The following is an 18,281-nucleotide window of genomic DNA, read 5'->3' as shown; positions in this document are numbered from 1 at the left end:
GCATATATATGGCTTGTCGATACCCAAGCCCGAGAGTTTGTGATGCGCGAGCCTATCTCACCCCCTGACCTTGCCGTGACCAAGGCAAGATCGAGCATCCAGCAGGCGCTCGCAGCGCCCGCTTCAAGGCCCCTGGTTGAGGCCTTCTTCGACGAGGCGACCTTCACGGTCAGCTACATCGTGCGTGACTCCAACTCATCGGCCTGCGCCATAATCGACAGTGTCCTGGACTATGACGCCGGTTCCGGCCGGACCAGCGAGCGCTCGGCCGACGCCCTGATCGCCTATGTCAGGGACCAAGGGCTGGAGGTTCTCTGGCAGCTCGAGACTCACGCCCACGCCGACCACCTGTCGGCTGCACCCTATCTTCAAGAGGCGCTGGGTGGCCGTCTGGCGATCGGCGAAAAGATCGTCCGCGTCCAGGAAACGTTTGGAAAGCTGTTCAATGCGGGACCTGATTTCGCCCGCGATGGCAGGCAGTTCGATCATCTGTTCCGGGACGGCGAGGTCTTTTCCATTGGCGGGCTACAGGCCATAGCCCTGCATGTTCCCGGCCATACGCCCGCCTGCATGGCCTATGTCATTGGCGATGCCGTCTTCGTTGGCGATACCCTGTTCATGCCCGACTATGGCACCGCACGCTGCGACTTTCCCGGCGGCGATGCGGCGACGCTGTTTGCCTCAATCCAGCGCCTGATGGCGCTCCCGGACGAGACGCGGGTCTTTCTGTGCCATGACTACAAGGCGCCAGGTCGCGACGTTTTTGCCTGGGAGACCACCATCGGCGCCCAGCGTCGGGACAACGTCCATGTCCACCAAGGCGTAGACCAGGCTCAGTTCGTGACACTGCGCGAGACGCGGGATCGAACACTCGACATGCCCAAGCTTATCTTGCCCTCCGTGCAAGTGAATATGCGCGGCGGTCACCTTCCGGAACCAGAAGCCAATGGCGTGCGGTACCTGAAAATCCCGCTCAACACTGTTTAGCGATGACGATCTTCCGTCTCACATGATTGTCCAACTATTTCATCGAAATGCCTGCGTGGAGAAGGCTTGGCTTGAGCATGATGGTTCTCCTCGCGTAGCCTATGGCTAGACGCTCATTTCGTCCGCCTCGAGGGCAATGCGGATCCGGCGGTGGCTGACTTCATCGAGGTCGAAGCCGACGAGAAGGATGGCCGAAAGCGCGTGTGCGATCGCCGGCCCCAGGGCGAAGATCAGCTTGAGGGCCAAAAGCGCCTCGGGCGTGTTTTGCGCGCCAGGCTGGAAGCCCAAGGCCCCTGCTAAGGGCAAGGCCACGCCTACCGCCACGGCGGTCGCCGCCTTGCTTGTCAGACTGAAACTCGAAAACAGCAGCCCCGTGCGGTCTCCACCCGTTTCCAATCGCTGCTTGTCGGCGACGTCCGAGACCATGGCGCGAAGCATCAGATTCCCTGAGTTCGCGGTCAGCCCCTGCGCGATGGTGAGGGCGATCAGGAGCGGAAAGCCGCCCGGCGTCACCAGCAGCAGACCAAGATTGATGGCCATCTGTATCAGCTCGCCCAGGATAGCCGCTCGGTGCTTGCCGAGGCGATACCCAACCGCCAGCCAGATCGGCGCGGCGAAGATTCCGAAGATGAATTGCAGCAGGAACAGGCCTGCGGCCAAATCCGGGCGACCGACGTAGGCGGACACGAAGAACACGAAGAGTGAGCTTCGGATCAGCTGACCCAAGGTGACGGCGAAATCCGCAGCCAGGATTTTCAGCACCAGCCGATCGCCGAAGATGTGAAGCCAAGGGGCAGGGCCGCGAGACGTGCTCTTTTCCGGTCGGGGCGGCAGGGCTGGCTCGGCCACCAAGATCAAAGAGCTTGCCGTGCTCAGGACGAAGGTCACGATGATGAAGACGGCCATCGCGGCCAATTTCCCGCGATTGTCAGCGGTCTGGCCTTGGTGGGCGGCGACTTGGTCGGCCGCCGCGGGCAGGATCATCACCATCAAGAGGCCCAGCGAAGCCGCGACCTGAAAGAAGGTCTGGACCTTGCTGCGTCCATGATACCGGCCCGTGATCTCGCCGGCCCAGGCCGTGACCGGGATCATGATGGCGCTCCAGGACAAGTAGAAGGCGGTCAGCCAGCTCGCCAGCCAGATCGCGCCCGGCCGTTCGACGCCCAGGACTTGAGGCGTGAAGATAGCCACGGTCGACAGCAGGAAGAGCGGCGCGCCGCCCAGGATCCATGGCTTGCGACGACCGAAGCGCGTTCGCGTCCTATCCGAAAACGCGCCGACGAGTGGATCGGTCAGGGCGCCCCAGGCCTGGGTCAGCATGAAGATGGCGCCCACCATGGTCAGGCCCAATCCCATGTCCTGGGCGTAGTAGGGTGGCAGGTAAACGGCCAGTGGAAGGCCCGCGCCCGCCAGCGGGAAGGCGAGGGTGGCGAACACCGCTAGTCGAGGGAAGCTCAAGGCAGGCGGGGCCTTCGGCATGAGGATGCTCTTAGCGTGGGGTTGGGGCTGTGGGGCCCAAGCGACGTCTGGCGAGCAGACGCGGGTGTGGCTAGAAGGGCTTGGCTGTCAGGGTGAGGCCGACGGTTCGCGGATCAGCCATAATCGCGACATAGGGCGTGACGCCGCTGGCGGTGCCGAAGGCCGCGACATAGCGTTTGTCGAACAGATTCTTGGACCACAGGGACAGCGACCAGCGATCATCGAGGGTTCGCACGCCCAATCCGGCATTGACCACGAAATATCCATTTTGCCGGCCGTACGGTGACAGCGGACTCAAGGACGTGCGGCTTTTCCAGGATTGATTGGCATAGGCGAAGATCGCCGCGCCGGAGGCGACCGGACGCTCCCAGCGCGCGCTGACCTGGCCCGTCCAGTTCGGCGCCGTGGGGAGCTGCTTGCCTGACAAATCCACGGACGTTGGTCCGCCGACATAGGTCAGCTCCGCCGGCGGCGGCGCTGAGACGTAGGACACGTAGACCGCCTCGCCCCAGGCCGTGCTGAACGACAGGTTCAGGTTCTTGGTGAGCTGGGCGGCCCCTTCCAACTCGATGCCTTGCAGCCGGATCTTGCCGACATTGGACAGATAGCTGCGCGTCGTCGTTCCGCTTTGGGCGCTGAGCGTCGCCTGATAGCCGGTGATGTCGTCGCGGTAGAGATTGGCGTTAAGGATCACGCGCCCCTGGGCCAGCTTGGTCTTCACCCCAACTTCAAAGTCGGTCGACTTCTCTGGATCGATGATGACGCGATCCCCGACTCGCGCTCCCAGGTTCGCTGCTCCTGATTTTTCACCGTATCCAAGGCTGAGATAGGCCAGAACGCCGTCCGCGAGCTTGTAGGATGGGTTGATCAACCACGAGAACGAGCCGTCGCTCTTCTCGCCCGCGACCTGATAGGGCGCACCCGTGACGGCGGCGCGATAGACCGCGAACGGGGCAAGAGCCCCCGTGAGGGGGGCGCCGCCGAGCGAGAATGACGAGACCGACGCTTCACGCTTTTCGTGCGTGTATCGCGCGCCCAGAGTCAGGGCGGCGCGGTCATCGATGCGCCAGGTTCCTTGTCCAAATATCGCAGCGCTATTGGTCTCCGCCTTACCCAGCTGATCCAGTTCGACGCCATTTAGGATCGCCGATGGCAGCTGGGGTGACAGAAAGAAATCCGTGGCGCGAGCGAACATCCGCGTCCGATTGTTGCTCGTGACCTGTTGATTGAGCAAATAGATCCCCGTCTGCCAGTCAACGGAGCCGCCCGTCGGCGAAGCTAGGCGAAGTTCCTGAGAAAATTGATCAACATCAACATCATAGCCGATTCCAAAGACGGGGTAGGGCGTGTAGTCGTTGTCGTTGTTGGGGCGAAAATAGAGGCGTCGCCAAGCGCTGACCGAGGTTAGGGTGTAGCCGCCCAACGCGAAATCAGCCTGGTTGGATAGACCGTCCGTCCTTGAGATCAGGCGGCTCTGTGTGTCCAGGTTGGCGTCCTTGATGTCGTAAGAAGGCGTGTAGCCGAAGGCCGCCTGGACCTTCGTGCCCCAGCCATTTCGCACGGCGCCGTTGGCGTAGGTCAGGGGATCACCGATCGGGGGCGTGAACGCGTTGTATTCCCGGGTGTCGTAGTGCTCGGCGATCAGGCGATCGGTGAAAACAGCGTTGGGCTGGAACAGCAGCTGACCGCGTGCGGCCCACCGGTGATTGTCCAGGTAGCGCTCGCCGTCATACTTGTTTCTGATCCAGCCGCCGCCCATGTCGCCATAAACAGTAAGGCGTGCCGCAAGCGTGTCGCCCACCAGCGGGCCCGAGATGTTGGCGCGCAACTGGCGCCGATCGCGGCTCGACACGGTCGTGCTGACCGTAGCCTCGGGCTCGAATGACGGCGGCTTGGTCGTGACGATCAAGGCGCCCAGGGTCGTGTTCTTACCGAGCAAGGTGCCTTGAGGCCCCCGCGCGAGCTCGATGTGGTCAAGGTCGACGAAGTCCAGCCAGGAGAACCCTGGGTGCGTAAAGAACACGTTGTCCACGATCAGGCCGACCCCGGCCTCCGAACCGTCGCTGTTGGCGTTGTCGCCGAGTCCCCGGATGCGCAAGGCCGAAACGCGGGTGTTCTGCTGGACGGCGGAGAAGTTGGCAATCTTGGCGGCATAGTCGGCGACGCGGTCCAAGCGCTCGGCCTGCAACACCCTTCCCGAGACCGCCGAAATCGTGATCGGGGCGTCCTGCAGCTTCTCCTCGCGGCGTCGCGCGGTGATCATCAGTTCTTCGACCGAAATGTCAGGAGCGGCGTTGGCGGACGTCGTGGACGGATCAGCCGCGGCGGCTTCGCCAGCCATGAGCATCACAGTCGCAAGGCTGATGCCGAATATTTCACGGGCATAGGAAATCCTGAAATTCATCGGATTTAAGTCCCCTCAAGACCTTCACGCATGACATCAGGATCAGATTGAGCCTGATGCGCGAACGATGATCACTATCGCCGAAAGCGAAGCGGGGGTGACGGGTAATGTATTTGTCGTCCTCAGTTTATTTCTAAAATCGACCCATAGCGGGTCATTTCTGGTGAGTTCATGGTGATGAAGGCGATAAAATATATGGAAAACATCAGAATAGCTTTATTGGTCTGGGCTTGAGCGTATGGTTGGCGCGCGTTACGCCTCTTGGCGTGCAGCGGACACTTCCTCCGGGCGCGAATGCATAGCAGAGCGGAGTTTCAGGAAGTCGCTCACCACATCTTCCAACTGCGTCGCGAGCTCCACCACAGCATCGGCGGCCCACCCTTCGTCTCGCACACGTACGCGTCCGAAGGCGTCCTCCACGAGAAAGCCGCGTTCCAGCAGAATCGTCACTTTTCGCCGCGTGGTTTCTCGTGACAGGCCCGTGGCGAGGGCGATGCTGCGGCGGCTAAGCCCGGTGCGCAGAGTCTTTGAGGCTAGGCGAGATCGGCTCCAAGTCGACACCTCTTCCTGGTCGTAGAGATAGGTTTCGCGGGCGCGTTCCGTTACATGAAGTAGAATGCAGATGCATTCTATGTCCACCATCAACGCAGATCTATAGATATTTAGAATATCTGTTGTGAATTTTGCACAACTAAATAGGGTTGATCGCAATGCATTGGGTAGATCTCCAGCGAGGCCGTCGCTTCCGATAACGCGGGGTGTTTGTGACGATTGACGATGCCTGTGATTATTCTCTGCATTTGATTTCATCTCCAGGAGCCTAATCGCTATTCCGCGCCCGCCGCGGCGGCCAGGGACTCTCGGGCGTTTGGCGGAGGGAGGGGCGGAGAATATCTCCGGTCTGAACCTTCCAGTCGTTGCCGACCCATCTTCCTCATGCGCTCTACTCTAAAGTGATTCAGCATTCTGAGGTGTCGGCATGGGCAGTGGGTTTCGCTTCTCGGACAAGCGAGTGATCGTCACCGGCGGAGGTTCTGGGATCGGGCAAGCGGTCGTGCTGAGACTGGCGGCCGAAGGCGCCACGGTCCTGGCTGTCGACCGGGATCCAGGAGGACTGGAGGTGACACTTCGTCAGTCTGCGGAGTTTTCTTCCGGAGGGGGCGCGGTTCGCGCCCTAAGGGCGTCGGTCTCCGATGAAATCGCCGTCAAGGCCATGGTCGCGGACTTCGTCAGGGACGAGGGCGGTCTGGATGTGCTGGTCAACATGGCCGGCGTGCTACGCACGGGCCATATCAGCGAAATGTCGCTCGACGCCTTCAATCAGGTGATCACCACCAATCTGGCGAGTGTGTTCCTCTGCTGCCGCGAAGCGCTCCCACACCTTGAGCGAAGCGGGGGAGCCATTGTGAACGCGGCGTCCACCTCAGCCTTCTTCGGTCACCCCTATATGGCCGCCTACGCCGCCAGTAAGGGGGGCGTAGCCGCTCTGACCCAATCTCTCGCCAGGGAATACGCAAAACGGGGCGTGCGAGTGAATGGCGTCGCGCCAGGTGGCATCGGGACCGCGATGACCGCCCAAACCTTCGCCGGGTTGCCCTCGGATGCGGACCTGAGCCTCTTCGCGCATTTGGCGCGCGGTGACCGCAAACTGGGCTCGCCCGAACACGTCGCCAGCGTCGTAGCCATGCTCGCCTCGGAAGACGGATACTTCATGAACGGGGAGATCGTGCGCATTGATGGAGGGGTTCACGCGTAGCCTGCGGACCAATTGCTCCAGCGGCGCCTCCTGCGCGACTATGCGCGTCTTGGCCATCAAGGCCGCGCACCTTGCGTGACTGGTCGGCCTGGAACCGGCGAGGCAGTGGCGACGGTCGATCTAAGCGGCTCGGGTGCTCTGGGTGCTGTAGCGGGCAACCCGAGCCGCTTCATCAGCCTGTTTCGGGCCCTAAGGCCACTCTTCGCCCTTAATCGCTTCTATATCGGCGCTACGCTCGGCGATGAAGAACGCCAAGAGTTGCTTAGCGAGTTCGGCGCCGCACAGGCTGTCGCTTCTATAGTGCACCCCCGCGTATTCACGGTTTTGGGCGATCCTGTCGGCGGCCGCCCAGAGCGCTTTGCGGATAGTCGTGTCCTGGCAAATCTCATAACCGACGAGCGCCATCAGATGGGCCTGCGTTGAATGTCCGCTTGGATAGGCGGGGTGTCCAGGTGCAGGGATGACGGTGCTAATGCTCGAATCCAGATGATCGGGTCGAGGCCGCATCCAGACTGATTTGAAATACATGATGTAAGGCAGAGACCAGTCTTTGATCTCAATGAGCATTTTCCGGGTTTTCACCTTGGGGCCGCCTGCTTGTGCCTGGAGTGGGGCAAACAGGCTTTCAGGCGGCTTGCTATTCTCATTGATGATTTCCGGGCGGCGCGCATTGAAGTCGCTAGCGTGCGGATAGTTCAGCAGGGTGTCGAGCTCGCCACGGCTCGTCGCGACGTCGGGCGGGTCGATCAGGGTGATCGCCGCAAGCCGATCGGGATGTTTCCGAGCCTCCTCGATATACGCTTTGAATGTGGGATCCCAGCGGTCTTCCGGGAAGCGGATCGACGCGGGGTCTGTATAATCGTCGGGCCAGCGCATGGGGTCGTCTCCTTTTCTAGAATTCGCAAACACCGGCCTCGCGCAGGCCGGCGATGTAGTGGTCACGGTCTTCCGGCGCCTGGAATGGATAGCGACGCGCGAACGTGGCGATGGAGAAGTCAGGCTCCAGCTGCATGAGCGTGGCGATGAACCCTGACGCCTCATCGCGAAGCCCCAGGTGGCCCAAGGCCGAGATCAAGGGCTTGTAGCCGTTGGTGAAGGTCGGGTTCGCGCGGACCGAGCGACGGCCGATGGCCACAGCGCTCGCATAGTCGCGCGCGAACAGGTGGGCCATGGTTTCAATCGACTCGAACAGCCGATGATAGGGATCGAAAGGCGCCAGTTCGCGGTAGCGCCGAAGGCGGCGCAGCGCGTCGTCGGGGTGTCCCATATAGCAACTGGTCGGCGCGCTCAGCGCCCAAATGAAGGCAAGGCTTGGATTTAGAATAAGCGATTGATTAAAGTAATGCGACGCCGACTTGAAATCATGATGAACAAACGAACAGAGGTGAGCATATATGCCAAGAGCCTCCGCATTTTCAGGATCCAGATCAATCGCATGCCGAGATAGCCGTTCAGCCTCGATATATTCTTGATTTGGACAGATCGACCATCCTTGACCGACGTGAAAAAGGTACCAGAACGCTGACCAGGCCGCGACCATGCTGTCATCGGGTGCCGCCGCGGCGGCCTGGCGGAGCATGGCGCCAGCCTCGTCATAACGCTGCCGCTCCATGCTGTAGAGCAGCGGAATGGCCTTCAGCACCAGCCTCGTCGCGCTTGAGACGTCGCGTTGACTGGGGCGCGCGCCTTCGATCTGCAGGATGACGGGGTCGATCCGCGCCACCAGCTTGGTGGTGACGCGTTCGTCCGCTTCCGCCAGCGCGTCTATGGGCAAGTCGTAATTATCGCTCCAGACGGTCTGCGGCGGTCCATGGAGCCTGAGGAGCACGACCCGTACGCGGATGCCGTCGCCGATGGGCGTCAATGTCCCCTGGATCGCGTAGTCGACCGCGAGGGTGTCGAGAGCGCGGGCCTGCCCAGTCTGATCGACGCCCAAGGTCGCGATCCCCATGGGTGTGATCACGTCGAACCATCGGAACCGCGCAAGCGCTGCGGCCATGTCCAGGCTCAGCGACCAACACAGCGTAGAATCCAATAACGGAGCCGTCGCGACAAAGGGGAGTATGCCCACCCTGAGCCTTCCGCCGGGGAGCGCGGCGGGCGCTGTGGGCGCTTCGGCGATAGCTGGCGAGACATTCTGCTCCTGCTGGGCGCGGGCGGCTCGATACAGTCGATCCGTGGCCTCGGAAGGCTGCACGTCGAGGCCGTCCTTCAACGCGCGACGGCATCGTTGATACTCGCGGATGACCTGAGCGCGATCTCCTAGGTTCAGGAGCGCTGAGAGCAGAGCTTGCCATGCGCCTTCATGTGTCGGGTCGTGCTCGATCAGCGTGCGGGCGATACGGGCTCGCCGCTGTGGAGAGGCGTCTTGCGAGGAAGCTTCAAGCAGTCGCGCTTCGCAAACCTTCCGAAGCCTGTTTTCGAAACGCGCCCGCTCTTCCCGCAGCCACTGGTCGAAGGTCGGACTAACGCCGTCGAGGTCCTCCAGCAGCGTGCCGGACATCGCGTTCAGGTAATCGTCTTCGGCTTCGTCCCCCGCCTCCCCTCCGATGTTCGCGCCGACCGATGGCAGATGCACCGCATCGATCCAGCAGTTCTCGTCGCACAGCCGGACCTGGTCGCGCCCGATCTGCAGGAGATTTGGCACGCAGCTCCAACTCGTCGCCAGTTCCGACAGGGCCTGGCGGAGACTGGTCCGAGCCTGGGCTTCGGGGGAGCGATCCCAGAGCAGCGCCGCCAAGCGCGAGCGCGGCACCGAAGCGCCTCGCGACATGCACAGCAGCGCCAGAATCGCCCGCGCCTTGCGCCCACGCGGCAGCAGAGAAGTGCCGTCATAGGTCATCGCCCGCATCGTCCCGACGATATGGATGCGGGCGACTGTCCGAGCGAGCTTGGCCGGCGCGCTCTCGGCGAGAGGGTCGGCGGCGCGCGAAGGATGGCTGCTCATGCCGTCGCCTCCCTTCGCGCGTCGTCGCGGCGAACCACCATCACGCAAGCCAGGCTCACCCCTGCGGCGACGGCGACGAAAATGGACGGCGAAAGCTTGTCGCCGGTCGTGGCGATCAGCAGCGTGAAGATCAGGGGCGCTAGACCGCCGAAGGATGTGACGCCGATCGCATGGCCCAGGGCCATGCCGCTGGTCCGGGTCTGAGGCGGGAAGCGCTTGGCGATCACGCCTCCCAACGGGCCCAGATAGATGGAGCTGACCAGGCCGATGGTCGTCTGCGCGAGCATCAGCGCTGCGGCCGTCGCTTTGAAGGCGATCCAGGCGAAGAGTGGGTAGGCTATAGCGAGCATGAGCACGGCGCCGCAAAGCATGAATATGCCGCCGCCGTATCGATCGGAGAGGCGCCCCAAGATCGGTATGAGCAGGAGTTGTTCGGCTCCGGCCACCATGGCTCCCAAGAACGCATCTGGCGCTCTTAGGCCCAGCTGGGTCGTGGCGTAGACGGGCAGATATAGGAGGACGTAGACCATGACAGCCGGAGCGGCCATCAGGCCCGCGCATAGAGCAACCCCGAGCTTGCCTGAGGTCATCAGGCTCCGAACGGGGGCTTGGGCCGGCGCCATCGACCGGAAGGCCGGCGTCTCGACCAGCCTGGCGCGGATGTAGAAGGCTATGGGCCCGATCGCGACGCCGATCAGGAAAGGGATACGCCAGCCCCAGGCCTTTAGGTCCTCCGGCGAGAACCCACGCGCCAACGCCGCGCCGCATCCGGCGGCGAGAATGGTCGTGAGCCCCTGGCTGGCCAGCGGCCAACTGGCCAAGTACCCTCTGCGTCGACCGCTCTGCTCGGCCATGAACGCCAGGGTCGCTCCAAATTCGCCGCCCGCCGAGAGACCTTGCAGCGACCGCGCCAACAGAACGAGCAGCGGGGCGCCGATCCCGATGACTTCGTAGGTGGGGGCAAGGCCAATAATCGCCGAACCGGCCGTCATCAGGCCTATGCAGAGGACCAGTGCGTCCTTGCGGCCTCGGCGATCGGCGTAGGATCCCAGCAGCATCGCGCCCAACGGGCGAAGCAGGAAGGTGACGCCGAACGTCGCGAAAGTGAGCAGCAGCGAAGTGTTGCGGTCCCCGGCCGGGAAGAACAGCTCGGCCATGGTCGCCGCGAGAAAGCCGAAAATAATGAAGTCGAACCACTCAAGCGCATTGCCGAGCGAACTGGCGACGATGATGCGCCATTCGTAGCCGCGCGCCTCGTTCGACGCATTCGACACACTAGCGACCACACGCTGCCCCCTATGTCCCCGGTAAACGCTACCATAACGTGAACCTCGGTCGCCGCTCTTTTTACGCGGCGTTCACGCTAATCTGACGTTTGGCGAACGATGGTCGCTGAAATTGCCCCTGCAAAAGCAGGAGCTGACCATGTCTCTGATCTACAAGGTGGTTCAAGTCAGTGCGCATATCCTCCAACTGCCGGGGGGCACTCCCAAACTCGAGATCGCCGCCCTTGGCGAAGTCACGTCCAGTGGCTGGACGAACCCCCGACTGAGCCCGGTATTCTACGTCTCGCCGCCGCCGGACGGCATCTGGGACTTCGAGTTCCAGGCCGACCCGCCACACGGAATTTCCGGCCAGGTCATCCTGCCGGTCGGCGCGATCTATGCCGGCGTCACGCCGGACTGGTGCAAGGGCGTCCGCGTTCATGCCGCCAGCAACGCCATCGAAGCCGAGGCAAAGTCTCTCCAGCCTGCGGAGAAGGCGCCGCCATCTCCAATCCGCGCCGCCGCACGTGGGCTGGTGATCGTCCAGCAGTCTCTGGCGACCTACGACGACAGCTTCCAGCCGACCGGGACGATCCACTGGAAGAACGACGGCCCGTTCGGCCTGCCGACCCCGCACGTCGAGATGAAGAAGCTGCGCCACGAGCTGACTCTCACCATCGAGGGGCCGAACGAAGACCAAATCCGCAACTGCATTCGCCAAGCCGCGGTCGCGGGCGTGATCGCGGCGATCGTCGCCGCCGTCGCGACGGGCGGCGGGGCCCTGCACGCCGCGATCTCAGCCGCCCTCGCCGCGCTGGAACAGTGCCTGGGCGACGGCTTCTCCGTGCGGATCGACGACCAATCGCACTGGATCTTCTGGGACACCTAACGGCCCAGCCCAGCGCCACGTCACAACTCCCGTTTCCGCTCCAACCGAGGAACGACCATGACATTCAAGCCTGAGACCGCGGGCTCTGAGACACCGCGAATCCTAAACTGCCTGCCGTCGGTCTCGCAGGAGACCGATTGGACCTTCGCGGCGGCTGTGAGCGCCGGAGTGGCCGACACCGCCCTGCCAGAGAGCGTCAACCGGCGCGAAGACTGGTGGACGATCGGCGACCAGAAGAACACAGGCTCCTGCGTCGGTTGGGCGACCGCCGACGGCGTGCTGCGCTATCATTTCGTCAAGGCCGGATGGATCGCCAAGGACACGCCGCTGTCGCCGCGGTTCACCTGGATGGCGTCCAAGGAACTGGACGAATTCACGACGGCGCCAACGACCTTCATCGAGCCGGAAGGCACTAGCCTCAAGGCGGCGTTGGATGTCTCGCGCAAGTACGGCGCGGCGCTGGATGGGGACCTGCCTTTCGAGGGCGGCCGTCTATTCCCTGGCAGCGCGCAGGTCTTCTACGCCAAGGCTGCTCGCCTCAAGATCGCCAGCTACATCAATCTGGGACCGAGCCTGCTGGCCTGGCGCCGCTGGCTGGCCAGCAACGGCCCGATCCTCGTACGCCTGAACGTCGACGCGACCTGGGCCAACGCCTCGGCCGTCCCGCGGCTTGAAACCTATCGCGCCGAAACCGCCCTCGGCGGCCACGCGGTGGCGCTGGTCGGCTATACGCCCGACGGCTTCATCGTCCGGAATAGCTGGGGTGAATCCTGGGGCGATAACGGCTTCGCCTTCGCGACCAATGCCTATGCCGCCGCCGCCTTCACCGAGGCCTATGGCGTCATTCTCGGCGGTGCGACGCAGGTCTCAGCCGGGATCGCCGAGCCTCCCCCGGAGGCCAAGGATGCACGCCCGATCGGAAGTTGGGGGGGCGATGAAGAGGATCTCCGGACCCTCATGCTCAGCGTGATCAAAGGGAGCACGGGTCGCACCTTGGCGTCGCTCAGCCCGATGAGCGAAGTGTTCGTGGACACTGTCGGTCTCGCCCAGTTCCTGCAGACTGCGGAGCAACAGCTCGATGCGCCAGGCGCTCTCTCTTCCGCGCCGGTCGCCACACTAGAGCGCCTGCGACTCGGGTTCTTCGACGAGCTGGTAGATTGGGTGCATCACCAGATAGCCCCAGATCGCGGAAGCGAACCGACCTCCGCCGAGATTCTCGCGGAGATGGTTCCCGTGACGATCGTTCGCGATCCGGCGACGACCATCGTGATGATCAAAGGCGTGAAACTGCCGTTGGGCGTGAGCGCGCTCAGCTTGCCCGCGGGCGTCAACACCCTTCGGGTCGGCATCCGGGGGAAGGGTGGCGACGCGGGAACCGCATCCGTGCTTCGCGGCGGGAGCGCGATCGTCAGCCAGGCTGTCCGCATCCCTGCTGGCCTCACCGAAGCCTATTCAGCCGAGGAGTCGTTCAATGTCTGAACATGCGCAGCTTTGGACGCGCGTCGGCGTCGCCGCGCTGATCCTGGCGGTCTCGACCGCCGCCCAGGCCAAGGAGGACGTCGCCGCTCGCGCGCTTGCCGCCACCGCGGCGCCGAACGCCCGAGAACCGCTCTCGTCGCTCAGCGCCATATCGATCGAAGGTGGTCAGGATGGCGCGACGGCGACGCTCAAGTTCGGGGCCGAGCGTAATGACATTTCCTGGCTTAGACTCGGCAATGCGGTGGGACACTTCCGAACGGCTTCCGTAGCGCTCTCCGCACCGGTCGACAACAAGCGAGGTTTCACCTCGTCGCTGACCAATGACGGCCTTTCCGACATGGCCAGCGTCAGCATCCAGTTCAGCGAACTCAAGATTCCCGCGACGGCCCCTGTCGACCGGCAAACACTTTGCGGGGAGATGAGGGCAGGATTTGAGAAACTCCATCCCGGCCAGACCGCGCCGGGCTGCAGCACCGAACTCGCCTTCGAGGTGGGCGGCAAGGCGCTGGCTGATCAGTACAACGCCGCCATAGACCAGGCTTTGGCCGAACGCCTGATCAGCTACTTCGGCGTGTCAGCAGAGATCGGGCGACGAAGCTATGAATTCTACGATCCGACCACTCTGGCCAAATCCGAAGCTAACCGGACGCCGTGGAGGATCGGCGCCTTCTATGCCTGGATAGGCGGGCGCGAGAACTGGGCGCTCACGATCCGGTACGCCCACGAGGAAGCCTTCCGGGAGGGCCAACCCAGGACCGTATGCTTGGCGAGTTCCGCCCCCGTCCTCGATTGCGCGTCTGGCGCCTTCGGCCATGTCAAACGCATCAAGAAAGACATCCTGTCGCTTGAGGGGCGCTGGGCGCCCGCCCAAGTCGATCTCGGCATCGCCAAGGCCAAGGTCGGGATCGCGCCCAAGGTCGCCTACGACACCCAGGCCGACAACTGGGCGGTCGCCCTGCCAATCTACCTGTTTGGTGACAAGACAGGCTTGACGGGCGGCGTTCGCGGCGACTGGACGAGCACCGATCACGACATCACCGTCGGCGTCTTCATCACCAAGACCCTGTCCATCACCAACGCGCTATAGGCGTCTCATGCATCAAGAAAGGACTATGTCGAAATACAGGCGCTTCGGGGCGGGGGCTGTCACGTTAGTCGCGCCAGGTCGCAGGGGTCTAATACTTGACCGTCTCAGGCGGTAGCCGCCGCCCAAGCGGCGTTGGCATCGGCGCGGAAGCACGCGGTAGCGGCCGCTGGCCGCTACGGACGCAGCCTGGCTAATCTCGCCTGCCGCCGTCTCAGCGACCCGGCCCGTTAAGCTGGCGGTCCCGTTTTTGGTATAGTCCAAGATGCTGAATCTGGAGCGCCATGCATGTGACAGTCGACGTGCTTCTGGGCTTCTCCGTCCAGGCCTCTCGATCTCTGCTTCGTATCGCTGATTCTGAGATTTCTACTGGCGGCGCGCACTGTCATGCGCGTGTCGTGGCTGCCTGCTTTAAGCGTCTGGTCCATACCAGATGGGGCAGGGGAACATTATGTCAAAGTCACATCCCGTTCGAGCTTGGCGCTCGGATTTGAAGCGCTTTCTGCTTTGCACCGTCGCGATGCTCGCGGCCGACGCCAGCGCCACGGCCGCCTTCGCGCGGCAGGTCTCGAACGACTCGAGCGCCAGCGAGACGGTCGATGCGGTCGTCGTCACCGGCTATCGCAAGTCTCTGGCCGACGCCCGGGCCATCAAGCGCGAATCCGTCATTCAGAAGGACGCGATCGTCGCCGAGGACATGGCGAAGTTCCCGGAACTGAACCTGGCGGAATCGCTGCAGCGCCTTCCGGGCGTGCAGATCAACCGCGAGGCCGGCGAAGGTCGCCGCATCTCGCTGCGTGGCCTGGGTCCGGATTTCGCCCGCGTCCAGCTGAACGGCATGGAAGTGCTGGGCAATGTCGACTCGGCCCAGGACAGCCGTGGCCAGCGCTCGCGCGACCGCGCCTTCGACTTCAACATCTTCGCTTCGGAACTGTTCTCGCGGGTCGAGGTCGAGAAGACCTTCGAAGCCGCGCAGAACGAGGGCGGTATGGCCGGCACGGTCGGCCTCTTCACCGGCAAGCCGTTCGACTACAAGTCCGGCGCCAAGGGCGCTCTGTCGGTGAAGCTGGGCACCAACCAGTACACCAAGGACACCCAGCCCCGCATCGCGGCGCTGTTCAGCCGCAACTGGGATGACCGCTTTGGCGCGCTCGTCTCGGTCGCCTACGCCAAGCGCCATACGACCGAGCAGGGCCACAACACCTATAACTACAGCCACCCCAGCGCCGCGACCCTGCAGTCGCTGGTGGCCAAGGGGCTGGACATCTCCAAGCTGAGCGCCGCCCAGCAGGCGAAGTTCCTGTCCGGCGATCTCTATTTCGCGGACGGCAACCGCATCTCGTCCTGGGACGCCAAGATGGAGCGCCTGGGCGTCACCTCGGCGCTGCAATGGAAGCCGGTGGATAACCTGCTGCTGACGCTGGACGCCCTCCACGGCCGTTTCACCACCAAGCGGGACGAACTGCACCTCGCCACGCGCCCGCTGTCTTCAACGGGCTCGGTCGCCTTCGACACCGCCGCCGGCGGCGTCTGGCCCTCGGTCTTCCAGAAGGCGTCGACGATCAACAACCTGACCTGGGACAGCAACAACTACGTCACGATGACCGACGTGACGGGAACCACGTTCGGCAGCGAGCATCGCCGCTCGCTGAACAAGAACCGCTTCAACCAGCTGGCCCTGACCGGCAAGTGGGACGCCTCGGATCGTCTCGTGATCGACGGCCATGCCGGCTACGAAAAGTCGACCTACAAGACGCCGTACGACGACAAGCTCTACATGCGCGCCAAGGGCAACCTGGTCGCCAACTATGGCGCTGACGGCCGTTCGGTTTCGTTCCAGTATCCGGGCTGGGATCCGACCAACGCGGCCAACTACGCGATGGACTCGTTCTACTACCGCAGCTTCTACAATCAGTCGGAACTGCGCGAAGGCGTGCTGAACGCCCGCTATGAACTGTCGGACGCGCTGACCCTGCGCGCCGGGGTCGCCTATCACCGCTTCCAACAGGACGGCCGGGACCTGTTCTACGACGACAACGTCAATGGCACCCGCAGCAAGATGCGCGGCACGTCGGTGGCGGACGTCACCTCGGTATTCAGCAACAACTTCGGCTCGTGGCTGATCGGCGACTACGAAAAGGCCTTCGCCAAGTACAAGGAATACCATCGCCTTGGCCCGAACACCGACGGGACCGGCGGCGCGCTCCAGGACATCGAGAACGTCTACACGACCACCGAAGAGACGGTGTCCGAGTACGTCCAGCTGGACTGGGATCACGAGGTGTTCGGCAAGCGCTTCCGGGGCAATGTCGGCCTGCGCGGCTATCAGACCGACACTCACAGCACCGGCTGGATCCAGGGCGACAGCTACGCCTATCTGGGTACGACCGACGTGAAGGGCAGCTATTCGGGCGTTCTGCCGGCGCTCAACACCGTGGTCGAGCTGACGCCCGAGGTCCAGGTTCGCTTCTCGGCCACCCAGAACCTGAACCGTCCGGGGATGGGCTCGATGGCGGCCGAGGGCACGGCGTTCAAGGACTCGGACTCGGGCGAGATCACCGCCTCGCGCGGCAATCCCAACCTGAAGCCTTACAAGGACACCACGCTGGACGTGTCGGTCGAGTATTACTTCGGCAATGTCGGGCTGCTGTCAGCCAGCGTGTTCCACAAGGACATCAAGAACTTCATCGGGACCAAGACCCTCGAGAACGTGCCGTTCAGCGAGACGGGCGTGCCCTACGCTACGATCCCGGGCGCGACGGCCAGCACGATCGTCAAGGAGTTCTCGATGCCCGTGAACATCCCGGGCTCAAAGAAGCTGACCGGTCGAGCTGGCGGCGCAGGCCGAGTTCTCGTTCCTGCCGGCGCCGTTCGACAAGCTGGGCGCGGTCGCCAACTACACCTATGTCGACGCCGACGAGGCGCTGACCGGCATCTCCAAGACCAGCTACAACGCCACGCTCTACTACGAAACCGATCGTTGGGGTCTGCGCGGCTCGCTGAGCCACCGGAACCGCTGGTACACGGGACGCAGCGACTCCCCGATGAGCGCCAGCACACGTGGCTTCGAGGGTTCCACCTATGTGGACGCCGCAGCCTTCTACAACATCACCGACAAGCTGCAGGTCTCTCTGGATGCGGTCAACCTGACCAACCAGAAGGACACCCAGTTCTGGGGGCAGAACCGCTATCTCTATAACCAGACCCAGAGCGGTTCGACCTACATGATGGGTCTAAGCTACAAGTTCTAATCAGGGCCATGGATGGCGCCTCGCTCTTCGAGCGGGGCGCTTTTCCGTGTGCGGAAAACATGATCGTTTCCCATCGACACCGCTTCATCTTCGCCGCCGTGCCCAAGACAGGCACGCACGCGGTGCGACAGGCCTTGCGCGAGCGGATGGGGGACGAGGACGTCGAGCAGGTCGGCCTGTTCGTCAACAAGCGCTTCCCCTGGACCGACTTGGCCGCGATCCAGCACGGCCATCTGTCGCTGCGCCAGGTGCGCCCCTATCTCGGCGAGGAAGCCTTCGAGGCCTATTTCAAGTTCGCCTTCGTGCGAAATCCGTTCGACCGGTTCGTCTCGTACTGCGCCTTCATGCTGCGCGGCGGCGATCTCTTCCAACGCCAGCCCCGCGAGGCGATGCGTCACTTCCTGCTCGTGGACCCACCCGAGGGCCATATCCCTGTTCCAGCCGCAGGCGGCGCTGCTGGTCGATGACGACGGCGAAACCTTGCTGGCTGATCAGGTCGGACGGGTCGAGGACATGCAGGGCTCGTATGATGCGATCTGCGCGCGGATCGGCATCGCGTCTCGCCCGCTGGACCGGATCAACAGCACACGGCGCGAGGACTATCGCGCCTACTACGACCAGGCGCTGATCGACGGCGTCGCCGCCCGCTACGCCCAGGATCTGGCGCTGTTCGGCTATGATTTCGAGGGCGTGCGATGAGCGACGCGGCTGGAGCTGACGGGCAATCCTCGCAAGACCAA

General features: G+C 63.2%; 11 protein-coding genes and 2 pseudogenes. 7 read left to right on the top strand and 6 right to left on the bottom strand.

The genetic code is table 11. The annotated features are described in order from the left end of the window. Positions 1–39: 39 nt before the first annotated feature. A complete protein-coding gene (locus CSW59_RS10230; RefSeq protein WP_369825768.1) occupies positions 40–987 on the top strand; it encodes an MBL fold metallo-hydrolase in 948 nt (315 codons plus the stop codon). Positions 988–1,092: 105 nt separating this feature from the next. Here the strand turns inward: CSW59_RS10230 and CSW59_RS10225 are convergent, their stop codons facing one another. The 3 genes from CSW59_RS10225 to CSW59_RS20595 all read right to left on the bottom strand — a co-directional run bounded on the left by CSW59_RS10225 (position 1,093) and on the right by CSW59_RS20595 (position 5,512). Continuing rightward, positions 1,093–2,466, bottom strand: coding sequence for an MFS transporter (locus CSW59_RS10225; RefSeq protein WP_099443945.1), 1,374 nt, complete (start codon positions 2,464–2,466; stop codon positions 1,093–1,095). Between the two features lie 70 nt (positions 2,467–2,536). Further along, positions 2,537–4,870: a TonB-dependent receptor gene (locus tag CSW59_RS10220; protein ID WP_099443944.1), complete on the bottom strand. Its 2,334-nt coding sequence runs from the start codon at positions 4,868–4,870 to the stop codon at positions 2,537–2,539. A 252-nt stretch (positions 4,871–5,122) separates the two neighbouring features. Continuing rightward, complete coding sequence (locus tag CSW59_RS20595) at positions 5,123–5,512, bottom strand: hypothetical protein (RefSeq protein ID WP_143754987.1); 390 nt, start codon at positions 5,510–5,512, stop codon at positions 5,123–5,125. A gap of 370 nt (positions 5,513–5,882) precedes the next feature. Here CSW59_RS20595 and CSW59_RS10210 point away from each other — a divergent pair, with 370 nt between their 5' ends. Further along, a complete protein-coding gene (locus CSW59_RS10210) occupies positions 5,883–6,626 on the top strand; it encodes an SDR family NAD(P)-dependent oxidoreductase (RefSeq protein WP_201722772.1) in 744 nt (247 codons plus the stop codon). A gap of 189 nt (positions 6,627–6,815) precedes the next feature. On the opposite strand, the gene CSW59_RS10205 is transcribed toward CSW59_RS10210, so the two are convergent. The 3 genes from CSW59_RS10205 to CSW59_RS10195 are packed head-to-tail and all read right to left on the bottom strand — an operon-like array spanning position 6,816 to position 10,859. After that, positions 6,816–7,502, bottom strand: a complete 687-nt coding sequence (locus CSW59_RS10205) for a phosphatase PAP2 family protein (RefSeq protein WP_161495042.1) — start codon at positions 7,500–7,502, stop codon at positions 6,816–6,818. Between the two features lie 16 nt (positions 7,503–7,518). After that, the gene (locus tag CSW59_RS10200; protein WP_161495041.1) at positions 7,519–9,573 is read right to left on the bottom strand and encodes a BTAD domain-containing putative transcriptional regulator; all 2,055 of its coding nucleotides are present in this window, start codon (positions 9,571–9,573) and stop codon (positions 7,519–7,521) included. Further along, positions 9,570–10,859: an MFS transporter gene (locus CSW59_RS10195; RefSeq protein WP_099443940.1), complete on the bottom strand. Its 1,290-nt coding sequence runs from the start codon at positions 10,857–10,859 to the stop codon at positions 9,570–9,572. The genes CSW59_RS10200 and CSW59_RS10195 overlap by 4 nt, the downstream gene beginning before the upstream one ends. 139 nt (positions 10,860–10,998) lie before the next feature. On the opposite strand from CSW59_RS10195, the gene CSW59_RS20950 reads away from it, so the two are divergent. The 5 genes and pseudogenes from CSW59_RS20950 (at position 10,999) to CSW59_RS10170 (ending at position 18,240) form a co-directional block, all read left to right on the top strand. Continuing rightward, positions 10,999–11,727, top strand: coding sequence for a hypothetical protein (locus tag CSW59_RS20950; RefSeq protein ID WP_201722771.1), 729 nt, complete (start codon positions 10,999–11,001; stop codon positions 11,725–11,727). 57 nt (positions 11,728–11,784) lie between these two features. Then, on the top strand, positions 11,785–13,206 hold the full coding sequence (locus CSW59_RS10185; RefSeq protein WP_099443939.1) for a C1 family peptidase: 1,422 nt from the start codon (positions 11,785–11,787) through the stop codon (positions 13,204–13,206). Further along, on the top strand, positions 13,199–14,293 hold the full coding sequence (locus CSW59_RS10180; protein WP_099443938.1) for a hypothetical protein: 1,095 nt from the start codon (positions 13,199–13,201) through the stop codon (positions 14,291–14,293). The genes CSW59_RS10185 and CSW59_RS10180 overlap by 8 nt, the downstream gene beginning before the upstream one ends. 448 nt (positions 14,294–14,741) lie before the next feature. Next, positions 14,742–17,541, top strand: a pseudogene (locus CSW59_RS10175) (TonB-dependent receptor). 59 nt (positions 17,542–17,600) lie between these two features. Further along, a pseudogene (locus CSW59_RS10170) lies at positions 17,601–18,240 on the top strand (sulfotransferase family 2 domain-containing protein). Positions 18,241–18,281: the final 41 nt, after the last annotated feature.

This window comes from Caulobacter sp. BP25 (assembly GCF_002737755.1).
GTDB lineage: Bacteria > Pseudomonadota > Alphaproteobacteria > Caulobacterales > Caulobacteraceae > Caulobacter.
Note: the sequence above shows the minus strand (reverse complement) of the source record. Positions and strands in the feature narration are given on the sequence as shown.

Coding starts and splice junctions, on each gene's coding strand:
- CSW59_RS10225 (WP_099443945.1), bottom strand. CDS start 2,466: ATGCCGAAGGCCCCGCCTGCCTTGAGCTTCCCTCGACTAGCGGTGTTC.
- CSW59_RS10220 (WP_099443944.1), bottom strand. CDS start 4,870: ATGAATTTCAGGATTTCCTATGCCCGTGAAATATTCGGCATCAGCCTT.
- CSW59_RS20595 (WP_143754987.1), bottom strand. CDS start 5,512: ATGGTGGACATAGAATGCATCTGCATTCTACTTCATGTAACGGAACGC.
- CSW59_RS10205 (WP_161495042.1), bottom strand. CDS start 7,502: ATGCGCTGGCCCGACGATTATACAGACCCCGCGTCGATCCGCTTCCCG.
- CSW59_RS10200 (WP_161495041.1), bottom strand. CDS start 9,573: ATGAGCAGCCATCCTTCGCGCGCCGCCGACCCTCTCGCCGAGAGCGCG.
- CSW59_RS20950 (WP_201722771.1), top strand. CDS start 10,999: ATGTCTCTGATCTACAAGGTGGTTCAAGTCAGTGCGCATATCCTCCAA.
- CSW59_RS10185 (WP_099443939.1), top strand. CDS start 11,785: ATGACATTCAAGCCTGAGACCGCGGGCTCTGAGACACCGCGAATCCTA.
- CSW59_RS10180 (WP_099443938.1), top strand. CDS start 13,199: ATGTCTGAACATGCGCAGCTTTGGACGCGCGTCGGCGTCGCCGCGCTG.